General features: G+C 47.1%; 17 protein-coding genes. 10 read left to right on the plus strand and 7 right to left on the minus strand.

From position 1 onward, the window contains the following. The first annotated feature begins 470 nt into the window (after window positions 1–470). Entirely contained in the window at window positions 471–2645 is a 2175-nt protein-coding gene (gene ovoA / locus GV64_RS18020; RefSeq protein WP_020584886.1) for a 5-histidylcysteine sulfoxide synthase, read from the plus strand. Between the two features lie 764 nt (window positions 2646–3409). Here ovoA and tusA read toward each other — a convergent pair. The 3 genes from tusA to GV64_RS18035 form a co-directional block, all read right to left on the minus strand. After that, window positions 3410–3676 carry a sulfurtransferase TusA gene (gene tusA / locus GV64_RS18025; protein ID WP_020584887.1) on the minus strand — a complete coding sequence of 89 codons (267 nt, stop codon included), beginning with the start codon at window positions 3674–3676 and terminating at the stop codon, window positions 3410–3412. A gap of 21 nt (window positions 3677–3697) precedes the next feature. Next, window positions 3698–5038 (minus strand): MATE family efflux transporter, encoded by a 1341-nt coding sequence (locus GV64_RS18030; protein ID WP_020584888.1) that lies wholly within the window; start codon window positions 5036–5038, stop codon window positions 3698–3700. 103 nt (window positions 5039–5141) lie between these two features. Then, complete coding sequence (locus GV64_RS18035) at window positions 5142–6545, minus strand: hypothetical protein (RefSeq protein WP_020584889.1); 1404 nt, start codon at window positions 6543–6545, stop codon at window positions 5142–5144. A 494-nt stretch (window positions 6546–7039) separates the two neighbouring features. Between GV64_RS18035 and GV64_RS18040 the strand changes: the two genes are divergently transcribed. Next, complete coding sequence (locus tag GV64_RS18040; protein WP_236633007.1) at window positions 7040–7816, plus strand: SPRY domain-containing protein; 777 nt, start codon at window positions 7040–7042, stop codon at window positions 7814–7816. A gap of 25 nt (window positions 7817–7841) precedes the next feature. Here the strand turns inward: GV64_RS18040 and GV64_RS18045 are convergent, their stop codons facing one another. Beyond that, window positions 7842–9269, minus strand: coding sequence for a hypothetical protein (locus GV64_RS18045; RefSeq protein ID WP_026258622.1), 1428 nt, complete (start codon window positions 9267–9269; stop codon window positions 7842–7844). Between the two features lie 372 nt (window positions 9270–9641). On the opposite strand from GV64_RS18045, the gene GV64_RS18050 reads away from it, so the two are divergent. Then, window positions 9642–10568 (plus strand): Dyp-type peroxidase, encoded by a 927-nt coding sequence (locus GV64_RS18050; protein ID WP_020584892.1) that lies wholly within the window; start codon window positions 9642–9644, stop codon window positions 10566–10568. A 65-nt stretch (window positions 10569–10633) separates the two neighbouring features. On the opposite strand, the gene GV64_RS18055 is transcribed toward GV64_RS18050, so the two are convergent. The 3 genes from GV64_RS18055 to GV64_RS18060 form a co-directional block, all read right to left on the minus strand. After that, on the minus strand, window positions 10634–11644 hold the full coding sequence (locus tag GV64_RS18055) for an adenosine deaminase (protein ID WP_020584893.1): 1011 nt from the start codon (window positions 11642–11644) through the stop codon (window positions 10634–10636). 359 nt (window positions 11645–12003) lie between these two features. Next, the gene (locus tag GV64_RS26290) at window positions 12004–12138 is read right to left on the minus strand and encodes a hypothetical protein (RefSeq protein WP_407919922.1); all 135 of its coding nucleotides are present in this window, start codon (window positions 12136–12138) and stop codon (window positions 12004–12006) included. Between the two features lie 146 nt (window positions 12139–12284). Continuing rightward, window positions 12285–12920 (minus strand): alpha/beta family hydrolase, encoded by a 636-nt coding sequence (locus GV64_RS18060; protein ID WP_020584894.1) that lies wholly within the window; start codon window positions 12918–12920, stop codon window positions 12285–12287. A gap of 680 nt (window positions 12921–13600) precedes the next feature. Here GV64_RS18060 and ccoN point away from each other — a divergent pair. The 7 genes from ccoN (at window position 13601) to GV64_RS18095 (ending at window position 21474) form a co-directional block, all read left to right on the plus strand. Beyond that, window positions 13601–15064: a cytochrome-c oxidase, cbb3-type subunit I gene (gene ccoN / locus GV64_RS18065; protein ID WP_020584896.1), complete on the plus strand. Its 1464-nt coding sequence runs from the start codon at window positions 13601–13603 to the stop codon at window positions 15062–15064. 11 nt (window positions 15065–15075) lie between these two features. Beyond that, window positions 15076–15684: a cytochrome-c oxidase, cbb3-type subunit II gene (gene ccoO / locus GV64_RS18070; RefSeq protein WP_201772565.1), complete on the plus strand. Its 609-nt coding sequence runs from the start codon at window positions 15076–15078 to the stop codon at window positions 15682–15684. Beyond that, the gene (locus GV64_RS18075; RefSeq protein WP_020584898.1) at window positions 15684–15902 is read left to right on the plus strand and encodes a CcoQ/FixQ family Cbb3-type cytochrome c oxidase assembly chaperone; all 219 of its coding nucleotides are present in this window, start codon (window positions 15684–15686) and stop codon (window positions 15900–15902) included. Before ccoO ends, GV64_RS18075 begins: the two co-directional genes overlap by 1 nt. Before the next feature lie 2 nt (window positions 15903–15904). After that, window positions 15905–16801 (plus strand): cytochrome-c oxidase, cbb3-type subunit III, encoded by an 897-nt coding sequence (gene ccoP, locus GV64_RS18080; protein WP_020584899.1) that lies wholly within the window; start codon window positions 15905–15907, stop codon window positions 16799–16801. Window positions 16802–16921: 120 nt separating this feature from the next. Next, window positions 16922–18313: a cytochrome c oxidase accessory protein CcoG gene (gene ccoG, locus GV64_RS18085; RefSeq protein ID WP_051087864.1), complete on the plus strand. Its 1392-nt coding sequence runs from the start codon at window positions 16922–16924 to the stop codon at window positions 18311–18313. 15 nt (window positions 18314–18328) lie between these two features. Further along, complete coding sequence (locus GV64_RS18090) at window positions 18329–18958, plus strand: FixH family protein (RefSeq protein WP_020584901.1); 630 nt, start codon at window positions 18329–18331, stop codon at window positions 18956–18958. Further along, the gene (locus tag GV64_RS18095; RefSeq protein WP_020584902.1) at window positions 18958–21474 is read left to right on the plus strand and encodes a heavy metal translocating P-type ATPase; all 2517 of its coding nucleotides are present in this window, start codon (window positions 18958–18960) and stop codon (window positions 21472–21474) included. The genes GV64_RS18090 and GV64_RS18095 overlap by 1 nt, the downstream gene beginning before the upstream one ends.

The following is a 21474-nucleotide window of genomic DNA, read 5'->3' on the forward strand; positions in this document are numbered from 1 at the left end:
AGGCTACTGCATAACGGGTAAATCAGCCGCCCGCGAAATAACGAACTATCATAGCAAACTTTGCACCTGCCATAATAGCCCTATTAACGCAAATACTTACCTCAAGCAAAAGATACCGAAAGACAATGGCTGCCATATCAATTCAATAAAGTGATGAAAAAAACAACATAGCCTTACTAACTTCTTCAAACAGAAGTTAACCTGCTCATAAAATCCGCCTAATGAGAATCACCTGAAAAAACTACGCTAAACTAAACTGAGCTCTTGATTCTCTCACTGCCTCTGCACTTGGTTACTCCTTTGAAATCCTTTCTTGCATTTGCACCGTATGCGTTCATTTGATAGCAATAAGAGATGGATACGCTGTTTTTCTATAAGGAAGCACGCACCGCAATAAACCTATACCGCCGGTTCTGCTGACTGACCACTGATTGCTGAACACACAAACATCACTACTCAGGAGAGGAAACGTGGCTGAGAATACTGCGAGTCACATAGACTACAGTGTCACCCCAGATGTTAATCAGGAAAAAGTAATTCGAACCCTGGTTCTGAACGAAGGTAACCCCGAGAGCAAACGACAAGAGTTGTTGAATTATTTCCACCAGACTTTTGATCAGTATGACCTGCTATTTGAAACTCTGGCGCGCGAAGAAGCCTGGTATGAAAAAGCAATCCCCCTACGGCACCCTCTGATCTTCTATTACGGGCATACTGCTGCTTTTTTTATCAACAAACTGATCACCGCTAAACTGATCCCAGAACGCGTTGACCCTTATATTGAGTCCACTGTCGCAATTGGTGTTGATGAAATGTCCTGGGATGATCTGGACGACAACAATTACAAATGGCCAACCGTTCAACAGGTTCGCGACTACCGCAGCAAAGTCAGGACACTGGTTTCCAGCTTTGTCCAGGACATGCCATTAGAGATACCCATCACCTGGGAAAGCCCAGCCTGGATCATTCTGATGGGTATTGAACATGAGCGCATTCACCTTGAAACTTCATCGGTACTAATTCGTCAGCTTCCAATCTCATACGTCCAGCCGCACAGCTCCTGGCAACACTGCACTGAAACAGGGTCAGCACCGGAAAACCGCCTGATTGATATTGATAGTCGATCGCTTCGTCTTGGCAAGGATTACGATAATTCTCTCTACGGCTGGGACAACGAATATGGACATTTCGAGGTTGAGGTCGCCCCCTTCAAAGCCAGCGAATATCTGGTCAGTAATCAGGAGTTCAAAACTTTTATGGATGCTGGCGGCTATGACAACGAACGTTGGTGGACGGATGAAGGCTGGGCCTGGGCAACGTTCAGCAACAGTGATGGCAAAGCCCGCCATCCCGAATTCTGGGTACCCGATGGGGATAGGTATCGCTACCGCACCATGCTGGAAGAAATCGACATGCCCTGGAACTGGCCCGCCGACGTTAACTGCCATGAAGCCCAAGCCTTTTGCCGCTGGAAGTCAGAAGTGACCGGAAAAAAGATCCAGCTACCCAGTGAAGCCGAATGGTACTGCCTGAGAGAAGCCATCGATACTGACCAGCCCTGGTGGGATAAAGCCCCTGGAAATATTAATCTCGAATATTGGTCCTCATCCTGCCCGGTTGACCGCTTCAGAACCGGACAACTGTGCGACATTATTGGCAATGTCTGGCAATGGACCACTACCCCCATTGACAGTTATGAAGGGTTCCGTGTTCACCCCTGCTACGATGATTTTTCAACTCCAACCTTTGATGGACGCCACAACCTCATTAAAGGAGGCTGCTGGATCTCAACAGGCAACTACGCCATTAAAGATTCACGCTACGCCTTCCGCCGTCACTTTTTCCAACATGCAGGTTTCCGCTACGTTGAGTCCAACACTATGACCAACACCTCTAACAACCCATACGAAAGCGACTCACTGGTTGCACAATACCTGGCATTCCACTTTGGTGAAATCTTCTTTGAAGTTCCCAACTATCCAGAAGCCTGTGCACGTATATGCTATGAAGTCAGCGGAGATACGCCTCGTACCCGAGCGCTGGATCTGGGCTGCTCCGTCGGACGCACCAGCTTCGAACTGGCTCGCTGGTTTCAGCATGTGGATGGCATCGACTTCTCCGCACGCTTTATCTCAGCCGCAGCAGAATTGCAGGAACGGGGAAAAGTTCGCTACCACGTACCAACAGAAGGTGAACTGGGTGATTATTTCATTGCAGATATGAATGAAATCGGACTGGGTGATATCAATACTAATAGAGTCCGCTTTACCCAGGGGGATGCCTGCAACCTGAAACCAATTCATAATGACTACGATCTGGTATTTGCCGGTAACCTGATTGATCGACTGAATAATCCAGCTCTATTCCTGGGCATGATTCATGAGCGCATCCGCCCTGGCGGCATCCTGGTTATCACTTCACCCTATACCTGGCTGGAAGAGTATACGCCCAAAGAGAACTGGCTCGGTGGAATCCGTGAAAATGGAGAAGCCGTTGACACCCATACAGGACTGCAGAGAGCGCTGAGCACACATTTTGAGGAGGCACGCCCAGCTTTTGATATACCATTTGTAATCAGAGAGACTGCCCGAAAATATCAGCATACGGTAGCTCAGTGCACAATATGGAAGAGAAAAAGCGAATAGACTGAATTTCTGAACACAAGGAATTATACGTAATCAACCTTATTAGTCTAGCCCCCTCTTTCGGGGGCTAGACTCTGTTGACATAAGTCTCCTTTCTCAGCTCCAGCCAAGTGCTTCTGGTTAGGAGCAAGAGCACAGGGACAACCTAAAGAGCACAAGTACTAGTACCTTTCAAGTTCTTGCAACGACGGTAGAAGCAGTATTCCTGCTCGTAAATTCGCCTTCCAGCTTCGTTGCACTGGTTTTGATACATCTGCACCAGTTCGCCTTGTGAAATACGGCTTTACGAGCCACTGAGCCTGGAGCCATATGTCAACAGAACCCAGGGGCTATCAGAGAATAGACGACCCTACTGCGGTGACAGCAAATTGTTCTAAAAATCCGCACTACAAACACAATCAAAAAAGCTTCTAAGAGCATTTATTAAGGAATGCAGAGATATTGACAACCATGTTTCTTCAAGTAGTGGTATGAATATGACATGCGTAATGATAAACAATGATCAATTGATAAAAGCTGAAGAAAAAAGTGATGAGGAAGAGGCAAAATTTAATGCATTCATTGCCTAAGAAGAAGGTCAATGACTATCAACTGAATTTGTAAAACACCATTCCTTCCACCCTCAAAGAGTCAACATGCTTCTACGAACGAAAGAATATAGAGTTAAGCTTGGTTTTAATTAATTTCGATCAATCAGCAAGGAAGAGTAGCTCTTCCTTGCCTTTAGGCACTTAACTTCAGGAATAATAGCTTCACGTCGCCAGTTAGATGCGCTTACGAATCAGATACACAAACTGATTACCTTGCTCATTCTGTAACAGCAGCGGGTGTTCCAGAAAATTACAGAACTTTGGGATATCACGTTTGGTGGAGGGGTCGGTAGCCAATACCCGGACCACCTCACCTGGCGACATATCCCTGATTTTATTGTGCAGCATCATCACGGGTTCCGGGCAAAACAGTCCACAGGTATCCAGCTCATGCTGCACTTCAACCTCTTCAATACTCTTTTCAAGCAACACGTCAGACATCAAGCCCCTCAAACCAGCCTTTCATATAACGTCATGTCGGGTAGCAAACCAGACATCATTCTTACTAAATCGGCGATAAACCCAGATCAACCCAAGGCTCCGGGCAGTCATAAATACGGTATAAGCCAGCCACAACCCCTGATTCCCCATATCACGAAAAAGAAACCAGACTGGCAGAAAAACCAGAAACGTGGCGATCAATACGGTGTTCTGCATCATATCCGTTCTGACCGCACCAATAAAGACACCATCCAGCCAGAAACACCAGACTGCAATCAGAGGCATGGCTACCAGCCATGGTAGATAAACAGACGCTTGTTCTGCAACCTCTGGAATATTGGTCAACCAGCCCAACAAAGAGTTCCCGCCAAGACCAAGAAACAGACAGAACAGCCCTCCACAGATCAAAGAACACCAGCCGGTCACTCTGACCACCTGATAAAACTGCCCGCGGTCTCCTTTGCCAATCGACTCACCTGTCAACGCTTCTGCTGCATGGGCAAAGCCATCCAGGCCATTGGAAATCAGCATCATCAAATTCAGAAGCAGTGCATTGGCAGCCAGCACCTCATCTCCCAGACGGGCACCCTGGGCAGTAAAAAACGCCTGTATCGATAACAGACACAATGTACGAACAAATAAGTGGCGATTCAGCATGATCAACCGACGAAAAGCGGCAATATCAAACACCATTTCACGACTGAACTGACAGCCATCACCCGCCAGAATCCGCCTTACCATTAACAACCCAAGAGCCAGTGCCAGATAATCAGCGATCACCGTTGCCATCGCAGCACCCTGGGTCGCCCAGCCCAAACCGAGAACAAACAGCAAATCCAGCACAATATTGACTGCATTACCCAGCACCAGAATAAACAAAGGCCCCTTCGGCTTTTGCAAACCAATCAACCAACCAATCAGCGCAAAATTGACTAATACGGCTGGTGCCGAAAATATCCGGGTCTGAAAATAGATTTCAGCCTGCCTTGCCACAACCTCACTGGCTTCAAAAAATGGCAAAGCAAAATGTAAGATCAACGGGGAACAGAGAATCAGCACCAAGCCTGTTAGAGCAGCAAAAACCACGGACTGTAACAGCCACTTTCTGAGGGCATAATTGTCATTTCGACCCTTAGCCTGGGCAACAAGTCCAGTGGTTCCCATTCTCAGAAAACCAAAAGCCCAGAAAATCATACTGAACAGGGTTGCCGCTACGGCTACACCACCCAGGTATTCCGGAGAAGAGAGATGACCAAGGACTGCAGCATCCACCAGCCCCAGCAGCGGTACTGAAATATTGGAGATAATGGCCGGCCAGGCAAAGTGCCATACACGCCGATAAGTTGCCGAAGCCGTTAGCAAAGTACCAACTCCTTTTGTGCCTTAATCAAAAAAGAGCATTGTATAAAGCATTTCTGTTAACAGAAATAAGTAATCATTCACAGCAGAGTATTAACATGCTCTATTACAAATGCCTTATAGCTTTGAGCTGCAGATGTGATAAGGTTCTCCGCTGCCATCGACTCCCCTGCTTCTCGATAATTTCAAACCAGGCAGACAGCTTCATAAGCTGTTCGGAATCAGGATTCTCAGAATTAAGTCCCACCTTCACAGCACTCAATACAGTATCAAACTTCCCACTCGGGGGGTAAAAATATAATTGACTCAAAGCTTGGACTTTTCTTTTAAACGCCTGCCCTTTTCCTCCATATTTCTGGCAAAACCCTATGCTGTCAAATGCTTCTTTCAATATATCAAAATCTATTTGCATAGGATCACTTAATAGTTTTTCTATTTCTGCCATATGCTGCTTAGCAATTTTTGCCAGACATGAATGGATGTTGCCATTCTTTGGATAAAAAGCATTTAGCTTTTCCAACAGATTAAAATACTTACTCAGATTACATTCTGGCCTTTGCTCTGCTATTGATACCAGCTCCTGACATTTTCTTTCACTTAACGCTTCAAGCTCATTCTTAAATTTTTCTCTCTCACTAATGAGTTCATCAAAACATGCATACGCACTTTCAAGTACAGACAAACGGCCACTTTTATCCCCAAAAGCATCCAGTGCAAATTTTGCTCTCAATAAGTGCAACTCCGCTTGATAGCATGCAATTACGCTATTACCTGGATACTCACTATGAATAACTTCAACTGCTGAAAAGCAATCCTCAAGCAGCATTACTGCATCACTCTGTGCTTTTTTAAACAGCCACTCACATTTTTTAGACTTTGCTTTTTCTATTTTTCCTAAAACATCTGAACTATCGGTACCATCCAAGCCTTTAACTTGCTGAAAAGCATCTATTGCTTGATCGACATCTTTCTCACCACGACACTTATCAAGATAAACATCTCCAAGCATAAGGCTTGCCTCCATATATAGTTTTTTTAATCCACTTCCATAATCAATCAGCTGTCGCAAAAAATTTATTTTCCTCTGAAATCCGTCAAGACATTTGTATTCAACTTGTCCACCTTTACACTTTAATACTAACTGATGGACAGAGTGATAAGTTTTATCAATCTTTATCCAATCACCAAGAACTTTCCGTATTTCATCACAACGCCCTATTTTTTTTCCATATAATGAAAACTCACTTTCAGTACAACCCTTCACTTTCTTATAAAGACATTCAGTATGAATAAGATGAAGCTTATCTAGACCACAAGAAGTAGGAAATACCACTCGAAAAATATGAAATCCTCTCGCATATTCCTCTTGCAATCTAACACCATTTTCTCTGGAAAAATTTTTATCACATTGAACACATTTTTTTTCCACATCTGTCTTATATTTTCCTGATCCTTCAGTCGTTATTTGATCAAAATTTGCAACCCCAAAAGGCACAGATACACTTGGCATAAAACCCCTCAAAAATTATTGATATTAAATCCACTTCAATACAAAGAGCATAGCCAAAGCGAAAAAATTTCAAACACTAAATTTTATGTTCTGCAAAATTCGGTTCAAAAATAAAAATCATTTTCTCATCCTGTATCATCCCCCCCCTACCTTTTATTTAAAAAATCAGAACTTCAGAATACTGATGAATCCTGAAATACATTATCTTTCTCCTTTTCGAAGCCATAATGAGCTAAAAAATAGAACCTTTTCATTACAAAACTGTCTAGTTAACGATGAGCAATTACTGAACAAATAAATACATGAACTTAAGAAGCCTTCTTTCATACTGTTTACCGTGTGTAACAGAGCCTTACCCCCCCACTCTCTCTCATACAAGCCAACCGATCTCGCCAGAAAATACCTCTCAGCCAGGCGTCATCGCTCTAACAAATTTCGATTCACAAGTGGAAGCTAACAACAATGCTTTTTGGGAAGGAAGAACGGTGGATCAAATGGTTACATTGCCCGAGTGCACTTATACATCTTTAAAATCCTTAGAACTACCGACTGCTACTCCCCCCCTAAGTAGCGTATGGGATCGAGCAAAGAGTAGTCGAAATATTCATATCCCAGATAGTGAACCGACAAAATTACATCGTCACCCTGTTGCCCAAAGCACTGATCTCGCCATGTCTGACACCGGATTTTTCAAAGGTACTCATATACTGGAAGTTGAATGGCCAGCCACTATGCGAGGTACCCATGCTGTTATTGGGGTGGCAATGCAAGAAATGCCCCTTAATGGAACAGGCTATACAAACCTTCTTGGTAGCACAGAGAGCTCCTGGGGCTGGGATATAAAGAGAAACGAGTTACTTCATAATGATCAGATTCTTGGAAATTACCCAAGAGACAAACCAAAGGAAACATTTGCAGCTCCGGAAAAGATAAAATGCATAATAGATATGGGCCAGGGAATCGTAGGATTCAAAATTGATGATACCTATTTAGGAGATGCTTTTACTGAGCTAAAGGGGAAAACAGTTTTTCTCGCCGTATCTGCCGTTTGGGGACATGCAGAAATTAAAGTGCAGTACATAACAGGAGAGGAAAACTATACTCCATTGTCACTACAGGCTATGACAAAACTTTCATTACGAAGTCTCGTTAGTTTTGAAGAACAAGCTCTTTCCCTTCCTGCTGCCCCACCTTTACAGAGATATATTGCAGATAAAGAAGCAACGGACTCTGATAACCAAGCACAGGAAAATGACCAGCAGAGTATTTGATGCCTACTGGTCATTTTATTCTCTTTTAATTTCGACTAACCTTAATCACTCCGCCAGTAGTACCCTGCCAATAGGTTTGCCTAAAGCCTGCATTACCTGCCAGCTGCAATGTATTAAATATACGTCCACTGCCCATTAACTGAGCATCAAGTGTTTCCCCAGTATGGAAATCAATAGCCATAAAGGAGTAATCATCACCCTGTCGATCTACGGTATAAATCAACTGATCAGAAACAGAGAGTTTAGGTACAGCAGAAGAATGGACAGGGTTTTCCCAGACAATGCTGCAAACAGATGGATCACTCTCCTTAACACCCTTGCCCGGTTTATAGCCTTCACTGACATCAACGCGGAACATTCCACCCACCATGGGTGCTGAAGAAGGCACTGAAGGTGGCAAAGTGTCATCAATAGGGTACGGATAACCATACGTTGAAGAGACAATAGCAGTACGCCCCAGACCAATCGGTGAATTCTCACTGGCAAAGACACCTTCAGCAACGGGCAGGTTAACCTCACAAACCAGGGGATCACGCTTTCCTTTGACTTCGGTATCAAAGATCAACAGCTGCTCACCATCATCAGCATTGTCCGCAATCGTCAGGAACTCTGTACCAGATACCGGACCAAAAAAGGTGGGGCTGGATCCTGTTCCATGGGAAAGTTTTCCAGGCTTTCGATGAGAGCCAGCTTCATATTCCTCACGCCATACTACTTCAATCTCATCATCGTCATATTCAAGCAGGTACAACGCCCGGTCGGTTGCGATAGCCGCTTTACCATCACCAGAGTTGGCAAAAGAGTTGTGTACGGTTTCACCCTTGCCTAAACGCAAGTTAACCGTCTCTTTTTCTTCAGGATCATAGCGTCCCACCATCGCCTGATCGGTCACAAACCATACACCACCCTCAGCATCAGGGTTCAGCGCATTAATGTACTCCTCTTTTGGCACCGCTCTGGATAAGTTAACCCGTTTCTTCTTTTTCAGGCTCCACTGACCATCCTTCTGTTTTGCTTCAACCCATAACAGAGCATCAGCACCATCAGCAATCACCACCCGATCACTGTAATCCAGGTAAGCATAGATCCCCCCCATGGTAGAACCCAACTCAACACGCATCTGAGCCATAACCGCACTGGTATTCTGATCCAGCAGATAAATCATGGGTGACTGATCACCAAAGTCACTGCATACCACCAGCGGATTGCCATCTCTGCGCACCAGCACCGTAGAACAAACACCATTAAGAAAAGCAAATTCCGTTTTAAAACCTTCTGCACCCGGCCCGGAAAGATAGGTTGTATCCGAAGCTGCGGAGTCACTGTGCATCGCAGCAGCACCATCAAGTCCCATTGACAGATTGACGGGTGGGCGAGGCCCCATTAAACCCGCCTGAGCTGCCGTAATCGACGACAACGCCAATGCGAGAACAGTGGTAGGGATCAATTTCATATACAGCACTCCTTCAAAGCAGACTTCTGCTGTAATCACTCACTGGCCAGCCATTCATGTTTGGATTTATGCTTATTAATACAAAAAAAGACTGCATTGATCCCTGACAGTAATAAGGGCTCAGTGGTGATAGTATAATGATCAATCCATCAAAACCGGTGACGGCTCACCTGGAAAAACAAAAACCTCCAGAATGTTGAATACCCACCGACATCATTTTGATGCATTGTCTGACCGCCCTTGCAGCGCAAGGTTGAGAGGCAGTCTACAAAAGCAATAGTGAACTGGAAACAGGCTAAAGAAGAAGACAGCCCCAACGGTTCACAAATGTGACGGACAACTCAATTCATAGACTTTTCAAGGTTTAAGACCATGCCAACGCCTCAGTCCGGCATCACTCCGGATGCCAATAGCGACGCTCAATTTCTGGTACTAACGATCAAAGAAAACAGCGACAGCAGCCTGTCGCAGATCCGTCAGACACTGTCCGCTATTCCGAAACTGACTCAAACATTAGTTGACCAGTATCCCGACGCACGGCTCAGCTCAACCATCAGTATTGGCAGCAATGCCTGGGATCAACTCTACCCAGACAGCAAGCCACTAGCGTTACGTCCGTTCATAGCAGTAAAAGACGGTGACCGCGAAGCTCCGTCAACAGCAGGCGATTTACTGTTACACACCCGATCAAACCGTAAGGATGTTAATTACATCCTGATGAGCCAAGTGCTTCGTCAACTTGGAAATATTGTGCAGGTTCAGGAAGATGTCAGTGGTTTCCGGTATCTGGACAGTCGCGACCTCACCGGATTTGTCGATGGCACTGAAAACCCGGAAGGCGATAACCGGGCGACGGTTGCCCTTGTGGGAGAAGAGGACAGCGCATTTGCCGGCGGCAGCTATATCCATACTCAACGCTATGTTCACCACTTAAAAGAGTGGGAACAGTGCCCGTTGAAAGATCAGGAAACCATTATTGGCCGTACCAAAGCGGACAACATTGAGTTCAGTTCTGAAGAGAAAGCACCCGTTGCCCATATCAAACGGGTTAACCTGAAAGACGAACATGGCAAGAGCATGGAGATCCTCCGCCACAGCATGCCCTATGGCGATTCAAAGGAATCTGGCCTGTTTTTTATTGCTTACGGAAGAACACCAAAGCATTTTAATCTGATGCTGAAAGCAATGGTTAAGGCTGACAGTGAAGGCCACTATGATCACCTGATGAATTTTTCCACTCCGGTGACTGGCTGTGCATTTTTCGCCCCTTCCATTGAGTTCCTGAAAGAAACTCAATAATTCATACAGCACCTCTGTTTAAATGAGGTGCTTTTTTCTATCTTCCCGGTTGTAAGCTGGCAATATCAACCATCCACCGCCCTGTCTAATTCATCCATAAATACCTGAACCCGATCTTCTGGTAAATAGCTGGCTCGAAATCCATTTTTTACCAGTGCTAGAACGTCAGTTTTATCAAGATCAAAAGCATCTATCAGCGCATGGTAATTATCATTCAGAAAGCCTCCGAAATACGCAGGATCATCAGAGTTCACAGTAACCAGCACATCTTTTTTCAATAAATCAATAATGTTGTGATCTTCGATTTTATCGAAAACACGAAGGCGAACATTGGAAAGAGGACAAACCGTTAAAGGAATCTGATGATTTTTCAAATGATCTACCAGCAGAGGATCGTCAGTACAGCGGACTCCATGATCGATACGTTTTACCTGCATAGCCTCCAAACTACCCCAGATAAGATCAGCCGAGCCTTCCTCTCCAGAATGAGTCTGAAGGTTATAACCTCTGCTTTTACCAAGCTCATAAAGCCGTTGAAACTTATTCGGCGGATTACCTATCTCCGTGCTTGCCATTCCCAGTGCTACAAAGTCATCCGAATAGTCATCCGCCATGTTCAAAACAGCAATACATTCATCTTCCGTCGTATGCTTAAGCAAACTGAGAATCAATAAAATACTAATCCCCCATTGTGACTTGGCGTCCGCAATGGCTCTTTTAAAGCCTGACATGAACACATCAAAACCGATGCCATTAGCCAGATAAGTCTGGGGCTCCACCATTATCTCCGCATGGACAATATTGTCTTCCCGACATTTAAGCAGGTAATCCATCATCAAATGATAGAAGTCATCCTCTTCCCGAAGGACAGAAGCACCCAGGTAGTAAAGATCCAGAAAACTCTGCAAATCCTTGAACTGGTATGCATCCTCAACCTCTTCAACGGTGCTATAGGGCAGATCAATGCCATTTTTTTTCGCCAGCTGCAACATACGTTCTGCTTGCAGGCTACCATCAATATGCATGTGCAACTCAGCTTTTGGCAGCACAGATAACCACTCTGAAGTCATCATCATAATCAGCCCCGCACCATTGAATCTCTTATCAGCTCTGGATTACCAGAACCCTCTTTTCCATCATTTCGAGGATTATTGAGAAAGTCAAATGACTAACTAAGAGGGGAAAGCACATGATCAGCCCTGACTCAACACCTAGCTCTTGCCGAGCGTCACACTGAGCACGGTGAACTCCCGAAATCACAATTTCAAAGTCCACACCCCGCGAAGTATGAGCCTGAGGATCGGAAAAACTCCAGCATAGACACTCCCTTATGAAGCTGCTTTCTGAAAATACCGATAAGTAAGATCGTAGAAGTCCAGCCCTGTCAGCAGAACCTGCATTCCAAGATAATTAAGCTGAGAGGAAAGAAGACAAGTCATTTAAGATAAGATCGAATGATGACTTCTGGCGTATTGTGCTGCAATTTAATGCCATTCCTATTGCCCCACTCAAGGCAATGCTCAGGCTCCAGAGTACCTTCAATATGGATATGCAATTCCGCTTTTGGCAATCCTTTAATAAATTAACGCAAACCAATACACCTCATCAAAGAAAGCCCATTAAAAACTTCACTTTCGTTACATTAAACACCCATTTATTCAGCGAACCACCAACATAGCTTAGAGGTGCCTGGAGAGTGATTACTAAAGAACCGGATCAACTATCAGCAAATTGTTTGATACGCTCAACAGCAAGATTCAAGTGACCATCCTGAGTATGGCCGGAAGAAACTCTGGGTTTTAAATCATGATTACCATCAGGCAACCAGCTTACCTTGACTTTAGGTGATAGAAGATAAGAGCTGACAATTTCAAGGCTACCCATCGCATCACGCTCCCCCTGAAGAATCAGCACTGGTGTTTCTATATGCTCGAGATGCTCAATGCGGGGCTTGTCGACTTTTCCTGAAGCGTAAAAAGGATACCCAAGACAAATAATCCCTTTTACAGGCAAGAACCCTGTGCCTGATTGCTCAGCCGCCAGCAGGGTCGCCATTCGCCCTCCCATGGACTTACCACCAATAAAAACTGGCTTTTTCACTTCCTCATACACTCGCTCGATTGCCTGATTCCAGGAGACCAGCAGCTTCGGCTGTCGATCAGGCGGACGCTTTGACCCCGCTTCACGCCGTTGCTGCATATAATCAAACTCAAACCGTACGACAGTAATACCTGATTGACAGAGCAGTTCTGCCATACGCTCCATAAACATACTGTCCATGCCTGCACCCGCTCCATGAGCAAGAATCAGAACCTCTGAATCATCACCAGCTTTATTCCATTTTAGTTTCAAAGGTCACCTCAGTAAAAACGTGAATTTTTATTTCAAAAAAGTCTGATAAGACTGCACCATTATGGTTCAGCCAGATGCCTTTATACATGCAGCCTCCAACGACATCGGCCTTCACAAGATCAAACAGAACGTACCAGTAAAGACCGAAAAAGCATTAGCGAGCATCCTTATATTTCTGTATGATTGCCGCGGGATTAGCGGATCATTTCGTATATGTTCCCGATAACCAGATGAGGATATAAGAAGTCAGGACTATTGGTACACCAAAGCCTGTTTAGTAGGTTAATAAGGGGAAAAGCAGGAACTGGTGCTTTTAATTTTCCAATGGGGTTGTGCATTCAATGCTCTGGCAGTAAAGCCAGAGAGATAACTCAACAAGCACCATCATACGGGAAAAACGATAAAAAACAGCACATACATTCTGCTTTTTCAAACTGTTTACAAGGACGCAGTCAGCAGTTTTAGGGAACTATTCCCAACGTTGCTGAAATCAAGAACTGATTATTTTTTAACCACAAAACGGCCAACTCTATAGTCACTGTTTTTTACAAGCACGTTTAAAACAGAAGCAACTGGCTCATTTTTTGACCGGACATTGATCCGTATCAATACAATCCCATTTCGGTTTACCCACAATAACCATCAAATCTCATAAGTATAACCCGAAGGTAACATGGAGCATGAGCACTGCAACGTTACAGCCGACCTATAACTACAAAGTAGTTCGGCAGTTTGCCATCATGGCCGTGGTCTGGGGAGTTGTTGGTATGGCGGTAGGCCTGCTGATTGCATCTCAGATGGTCTTTCCCGAACTCAACCTGGGCTTACCCTGGACCAGCTTTGGACGTTTGAGGCCACTGCATACCAATGCGGTGATTTTTGCGTTTGGTGGCTGTGTTCTGTTTGCTACGTCCTATTACATCGTTCAAAGAACCTGTCAGACGACACTAGCTATGCCAGGGCTTGCCGCCTTCACCTTCTGGGGATGGCAGCTGGTGATTGTCGCTGCTGCCATTACCCTTCCCCTGGGAATGACGTCCTCTAAAGAATACGCTGAGCTTGAATGGCCTATTGATATCCTGATCGCTGTGGTCTGGGTCAGCTACGCTCTGGTATTTTTTGGCACCATCATGAAGCGCAAGAGCAAGCACATATATGTAGCCAACTGGTTCTTCGGCGCCTTCATTATTACGGTTGCCGTGCTCCACATTGTAAACAGTGCTGCACTTCCAGTAAGCCTGACCAAGTCATACTCAGCGTACGCTGGAGCCATGGACGCTATGATCCAATGGTGGTATGGACACAACGCTGTAGGATTCTTCCTGACTGCCGGCTTCCTGGGCATGATGTATTACTTCGTTCCAAAACAGGCTGAACGTCCGGTTTATTCATACCGGCTGTCTATCGTGCACTTCTGGGCACTGGTTGCCATCTACATCTGGGCCGGCCCACATCACCTGCACTACACCGCTTTGCCTGACTGGGCCCAGAGCCTTGGTATGGTCATGTCCCTGGTACTTCTGGCACCTTCCTGGGGTGGTATGATCAACGGCATCATGACGCTTTCCGGCGCCTGGCACAAACTGCGGACAGACCCGATTCTGAGATTCCTGGTGGTATCGCTCTCCTTCTATGGCATGTCCACCTTTGAAGGCCCCATGATGGCCATCAAGACAGTTAACGCTCTGTCTCACTACACCGACTGGACCATTGGCCACGTTCACTCCGGCGCACTCGGCTGGGTTGCCATGGTTTCCTTTGGCTCGCTCTACCACCTGATCCCAAAACTGTATGGTAAAGAGCAGATGTTCAGTGTCAGCCTGATCAATGCACACTTCTGGCTCGCGACCATTGGCACGGTTCTTTACATTGTCGCCATGTGGGTGAACGGCATTACTCAAGGCCTGATGTGGCGTGCAGTCAATGAAGACGGAACACTGACTTACAGCTTTATTGAGTCCGTAGAAGCCAGTGGATTCGGCTACATTGTTCGCGCTATCGGCGGAGGGTTCTTTGTACTCGGCATGCTGGTGATGGCGTACAACGTTTACCGCACAGCCAGCGAATCGGAGGACCAGTCTCAGGATAAGAAGGACCTCGACCAGACAGCTCTCGACACAGCTCAGTCGGTTGCAGGGAGATAATAACAATGGCTATCAAACACGACATTATTGAAAAAAACATTGGTCTGATGGTGATTCTGGTGGTGGGAGCCATCAGTTTTGGATCCCTGGTTGAGATTGTTCCTCTCTTTTTTCAGAAAGAGACCACTCAGCCAGTGGAAGGTCTGAAGCCTTACACGGCAATGCAACTTGAAGGCCGCGACATTTACATACGGGAAGGCTGCGCAGGCTGCCACTCCCAGATGATCCGTCCACTGCGTGCGGAAGTTGAGCGCTATGGCCACTACTCTGTTGCCGGTGAATCAGTTTACGACTACCCGTTCCTCTGGGGTTCCAAACGCACAGGCCCTGACCTTGCCCGTGTTGGTGGTCGTTACTCTGACGACTGGCATCGTGCACACCTGATCAACCCTCGGGATCTGGTACCTCAATCCATTATGCCGGCCTATCCATTCCTGGCGGAAAATACACTGGACGGCAAACTGACAGCCCGCAAGATGGAAACATTGCGCACCCTGGGTGTTCCCTACACCAATGAAGATATTGCCGGTGCAAAAGATGCTGTGAAAGGGCAAACCGAGCTGGATGCTCTGGTGGCTTACCTCCAGGGATTAGGCACTGTAATTACGAGTAAACGCTGATGGATATCAATACGATTCGAGGACTGGCGACAGTGGTCGCCCTGATCGCATTTCTGTCGGTGGTTTTCTGGGCATACAGTAGCAGACGAAAAGGTGACTTTGATGAAGCCGCCTCTCTGCCATTTGTTGATGACCCGGAAGCAGGTACTCTTGATTCAGATGCAACAAACAGCCACCGGGAAGCCCATAAGAACTCCCAGAAAAGAGGAGTAGCATAACGATGAGTAATTTCTGGCACTGGTGGATCGTCCTACTGACCACCGCTTGCCTTGTACTGGTCACCTGGGTTCTGTTTTCAACTCGCAAGGCTCAGCGCAAGGAAATGACCGAAGAGACCACCGGCCATGCCTACGATGGTATTGAAGAGTACGATAACCCTCTTCCTCACTGGTGGTTCATTATGTTTATAGCCACCCTGGTATTTACCGTAGGCTACCTGATTCTTTATCCCGGCATGGGTAAGTGGGAAGGCGTGCTTGGCTGGACTCAGGTTGGTGAACTGGAGCGTGATCAACAGAAGCATGAGCGCAAGTATGCACCTGAGTTCGCCCGCTATGCCGCCACTCCGATTGAAGAGCTGATTAAAAATCCAAAGGCTCTGAAGATGGGGGAACGGGTATTTATCAACAACTGTGCACTCTGTCATGGTATGGATGCTGGCGGTAATTTTGGCTTCCCGAACCTTGCTGATAATGACTGGCTTTACGGCGGCACACCTGATGCGATCAAAGCAACCATTGCCCACGGCCGCCAGGGTCAGATGCCTGCCTGGGGCGCTGTTATCGGCGACAAAGGTGTAAAACAAGTTGCCAGCTATGTTCGCGAACTGTCCAGTATTGATACTGGAGCCAGTGAAGCCGACCTGGTTACAGGTAAGAAAATCTTCAATACGACTTGTGCCGTCTGTCACAACGCGGATGGAACCGGCAACTTTGCCCTGGGTGCTCCGAATCTAACCAACAATGTATGGCTCTATGGATCAAGCCAGGCTCAGGTGGAATACACAATCCGACAAGGACGTAATGGCGTGATGCCGCCATGGGACAACATTCTTGGTGATGAGAAAGTTCATCTGGTAACTGCTTACGTATACAGCCTGACCCATAAGGCTGAATAGCCTTATTTTAAGGTGCATAAAGAGGATCCTTTGTGCACCTGTATCCTTCCAGGGCTCATACAGGCCCTGCAGGGGTTCTCACTGAAAACCATAAAAACCTTACCGGTATATTTGGGCTCTATGAACAAACACAATGCCAATCAGGAACCGGAACTGATCGACCTCTACCAGAAGCCTGATAAGATTTACACAAGAAGCTTCTCAGGTCGCTTTCGAACGCTACGCCTGGCTGGTGGTACATTTCTTTTCTTACTTTTTTTTGGCACCTGCTGGATCAATCTGAATGGTCGACAGGCCATCCTGTTTGACCTGCCTGCCAGGCAATTCCATATTTTCGGAACAACCTACTGGCCTCAGGACTTCATTCTACTCTCCTGGTTATTAATCATCTGTGCCTTTGGACTTTTTGCGCTCACGGTATTTGCAGGACGAGTCTGGTGTGGCTACACCTGCCCCCAAAGTGTTTTCACCTGGGTCTTTATGTGGGCAGAACGGGTAACCGAGGGCGAGCGAAACCGGAGGATGAAGCTTGATAAAGAGCCGATGTCTGCCGAAAAATTTTTACGGAAAAGTGCCAAACATACTCTCTGGCTTGCCATCGCTTTTGGTACTGCTCTCACTTTCGTAGGCTATTTCATTCCGGTCCGCGGCCTGGTCGTTGACATTTTCACGCTTGATGTGGGTTCCTGGGGTGTTTTCTGGCTTGGATTCTTCACTCTGGCCACCTATGGTAACGCCGGTTATCTAAGGGAGCAGGTCTGTATCCACATGTGCCCTTACGCCCGATTCCAGAGCGTCATGTTCGATAACGACACACTGGTCGTTGCCTACGACACAAACCGTGGAGAACAGCGCGGGCCCCGCAAGAAAAGTGCCGATCACAAAAGCATGGGACTGGGTGACTGCGTGGATTGCAGTGTCTGCGTTCAGGTCTGCCCGACCGGTATTGATATTCGCAATGGCCTCCAATATCAGTGCATTGATTGCGCTGCCTGTATTGATGCCTGTGACACCATCATGGATAAGATGGGCTACGAGAAAGGCCTGATCCGCTATACCACCGACAACGAACTGGCGGGTCAGAAGACCCATTGGCTTCGCCCCCGTCTGATCGGGTATAGTTCAGCATTATTTATCATGATCTGCCTGTTTATCTTCAGTCTTGGCCATCGAATCCCGCTGGAACTGGAAGTACTCAGGGATAGAAATGTCCTTTACAGGGTCATACATGATGACCAGGTAGAGAATATCTACACACTGAAAGTCGCTAACAAAGACCAGCAGCCCCATGAGATCCAAATACAGGTGGCTGGTATTGAAAATCTGAAAATAGCGGGCAAGACCTCCATTGTGGTAGAGCCAGGCAGTGTGGAGCAGGAAATTATCAGGGTAATCGCTCCCCTCATTGATGGAGCCCCCATCACACGGCCGGTTCGCTTCAGCATCAGCTCCAGTCATCCCGGACTGGAAGCCATTACTGCTGAAAGCCGATTTATGGTGCCCGGACGATAGAGGAAGCCCTGTACCATGACACAACCCGCATCAAACAGAGACACTGTAACAGTAAATAAGCCTCTGGCTGACAATGAGCCATTTACCCCTTGGTACCGTGAGCCATGGGCCTGGTATATCGTGGGCATTCTAATGGTCACTTTTGCCTGGGGAAGCTTTCAGCTCTATACCGCGTTTACCCATCAGGACAGCGTTGTTATCGATGACTATTACAAAAATGGGAAAGCCATCAATCAGGACATGACCCGGATTAAAAATGCCCACATGCTCAACGTCGAGGGAGTCCTTACCATCGATGAACTGATCGGTGAAGTCAGAGTAAAAATGCAGGGAAATCCTGAGAATTGGCCACAACAGCTAAAACTCAGCTTTCTCTCACCAGTCTTCAAAGATAAGGATAAAGCCGTCACGCTGACCCGTTCTTTTGGCATCACCCCTGACGTAGCTTCAGGCGTAAAAAAACCTGAGCAAAGCCCAATCTATGTTGGCCAATTGGAAGCGCTGGTTTCCGGCCGTTACTACCTGCAACTGGAAACACTGGATGAATTGATTCCAGAGGTAGGCTATGAGTCCGGCTGGAAAATCACCCTGGAAGCAAAAGTCTCCCCAGGAGCCCCCATAACACTGAAAAATCCAGAGGCCTGATGACCGATACCCGTTGCTTTCATTGCACACTGCCGGTCAGTGAACCGGCTGTTTTTTTTGCAGAAGTTGAAGGAACACAACAGCCCATGTGCTGCCCTGGCTGCAAGGCAGTTACTGAAGCGATTGTTGCTGGAGGGCTCGAGAATTATTATCAACACCGGACAGAAAGCGCCAATCAGGTAACTGACCTAAACCGGCGACTCCAGGAAGAGCTGCAGGTCTACGACCGTAAAGAGATCCAAAAGGATTTTGTACGACCTGCAACCCCCGCCTCTGACAGTCAGAATGATCGCTTTACTGCCAGCCTGTTGATCGATGGGATTACCTGTGCGGCCTGCGTCTGGCTTTTGGAAAATCATCTGGAAGCTCTGGATGGTGTTGAACAGGTCAGTGTCAACCTCAGCACCCATGAAGCCCAAATCACCTGGCGTCGAAGCGAGACTGCGTTAAGCACCCTTCTCCTGGAAATCCACCGCATCGGTTACAAGGCATTCCCATGGCGGGCGGATCAGCAAGAAGCACTGCTGAAAAAAGAGAACCGCTTATTTATACGACGGTTGGCGGTTGCTGGTATTGGTACCATGCAGGTCATGATGTATGCCATTGCTCTCTATTCAGGAGCAATCAGTGAAGACATGCCGGAAATTTACCGGGATCTGATCCGGATTTTCAGCGCTATTGTCGCAACCCCTGTTATTTTTTACTCAGCAGCCCCCTTTTTTAAGGCTGCATGGAGGGACATCAAAATACGCCATCTTGGTATGGATGTTCCGGTATCCATAGCTATTGGCGGTGCATATCTGGCCAGTCTTTGGGCCACATTCTTTTCCAACGGCGAAGTCTATTACGACTCTGTCTCCATGTTTACCTTCTTCCTGTTAACTGGCCGATACCTGGAGCTTCGGGCACGCCATGCAACAGCCAGAGCCGCTAGAGCATTAACCAACCTGTTACCCCCCAGCTGCCTGAAAGAAGTAAATGGCCAGTATGAGCGGGTTCCTGTTGCAGAGCTGCAACCAGACGACAAAGTAAGAATTCTTCCCGGTGATGCCATTCCAGCAGATGGCGTGCTACTCAACGGCTCCACCAGTGTGAACGAATCAATGCTCACCGGTGAGTACCTGCCTATCGAAAAACAGCAGGGCGATACCCTGCTGTGCAGCAGTATCAACGTAGACCACCCAGTTGACATCAAAGTCACCAAAGTAGGTGAAGAGACCAGAGTCGCCAGCATCATCCAGCTACTGCAGCAGGCTCAGCAGGATAAGCCGGCTATCGCCAAACTTGCCGATAAAGTGGCTGGCTGGTTCGTTGCCTGCGTTTTACTGGTAGCGATTTTTGTTTACTGGGGCTGGTCCGGTATCGCTCCAGAAGATGCCTTCTGGATCACTCTGTCAGTACTGGTTGTTACCTGCCCTTGCGCTCTCTCACTGGCGACACCCGCAGCTCTGACGGCTGCCACTGGCTACCTGCACCGCATGGGACTCTTGGTTACTCGAGGGCATGTGCTGGAAGGCCTGCAAAGCATTGACCATGTCATCTTTGATAAAACCGGCACGTTAACCAAAGGTGAGTTATCACTGACACAGGTTATTCCTTTCGATGGATGCAGCTACTCTCAAGAGCAGCTTACCCATCTGGCAGCGGCGATGGAAGCTCACTCAGAGCACCCCATCGCCAGGGCATTTATCGTTCACAGTGACTCAGACCAACAATCTTGCCAACAAGACGCCCGCGATGTAAAAAACCATCTTGGCCAAGGTATTGAAGGAACTATTAACGGCACACGATACCGCATAGGGCGGCCTGACTTTGCGGTGCCATCCGATAGACTGGAACCCCCTGAGCATGACGGACAGTGGCTACTGATGTCTTCGAACGATCAACCTCTCTGCTGGTTTCGAATTACCGATAGCCTACGCCCGGAAGCAGTGAACACTGTTCAACGTCTTCACCAGATGGGTAAAACTGTCACACTACTGAGCGGAGATGCCGAACCCGTTGTTGCGGCAACTGCCGAATCACTTGATATACGTCACTGGAAGTCTGAAAGCAGCCCTGATGACAAACTGTCATTTATTCAGGCGCTTCAGAAGCAAGGCCACAAGATTCTGATGATTGGTGATGGGATTAATGATGTACCGGTTCTGGCGGGGGCTGATATATCCATGGCCATGGGCAATGCATCCGACTTGGCGCGCACCAGCGCAGATGCTGTTCTGATCTCCGGTAACCTGGAACGCCTGGCGGATGCCTTTAATCTCACGATCAGAACCCGTAAAATTATCCGGCAGAATCTAGCCTGGGCTCTTGGCTATAATCTGGCTGCCCTTCCCTTGGCAGCAGCTGGTATGATTGCCCCATGGATGGCTGCGACAGGTATGGCACTCAGCTCGCTGATTGTCGTTGCCAACGCTCTGCGATTAAACCGAACGCGAGAACTCGCAACCAAACCACACCAACCAACCACCCCCTCTGATGCCGGTAACGTTGGTGTAGCAGGAGCGACTGCCTGA

This window comes from Endozoicomonas elysicola (assembly GCF_000710775.1).
In the GTDB taxonomy this organism is placed as follows: Bacteria; Pseudomonadota; Gammaproteobacteria; order Pseudomonadales; family Endozoicomonadaceae; genus Endozoicomonas; species Endozoicomonas elysicola.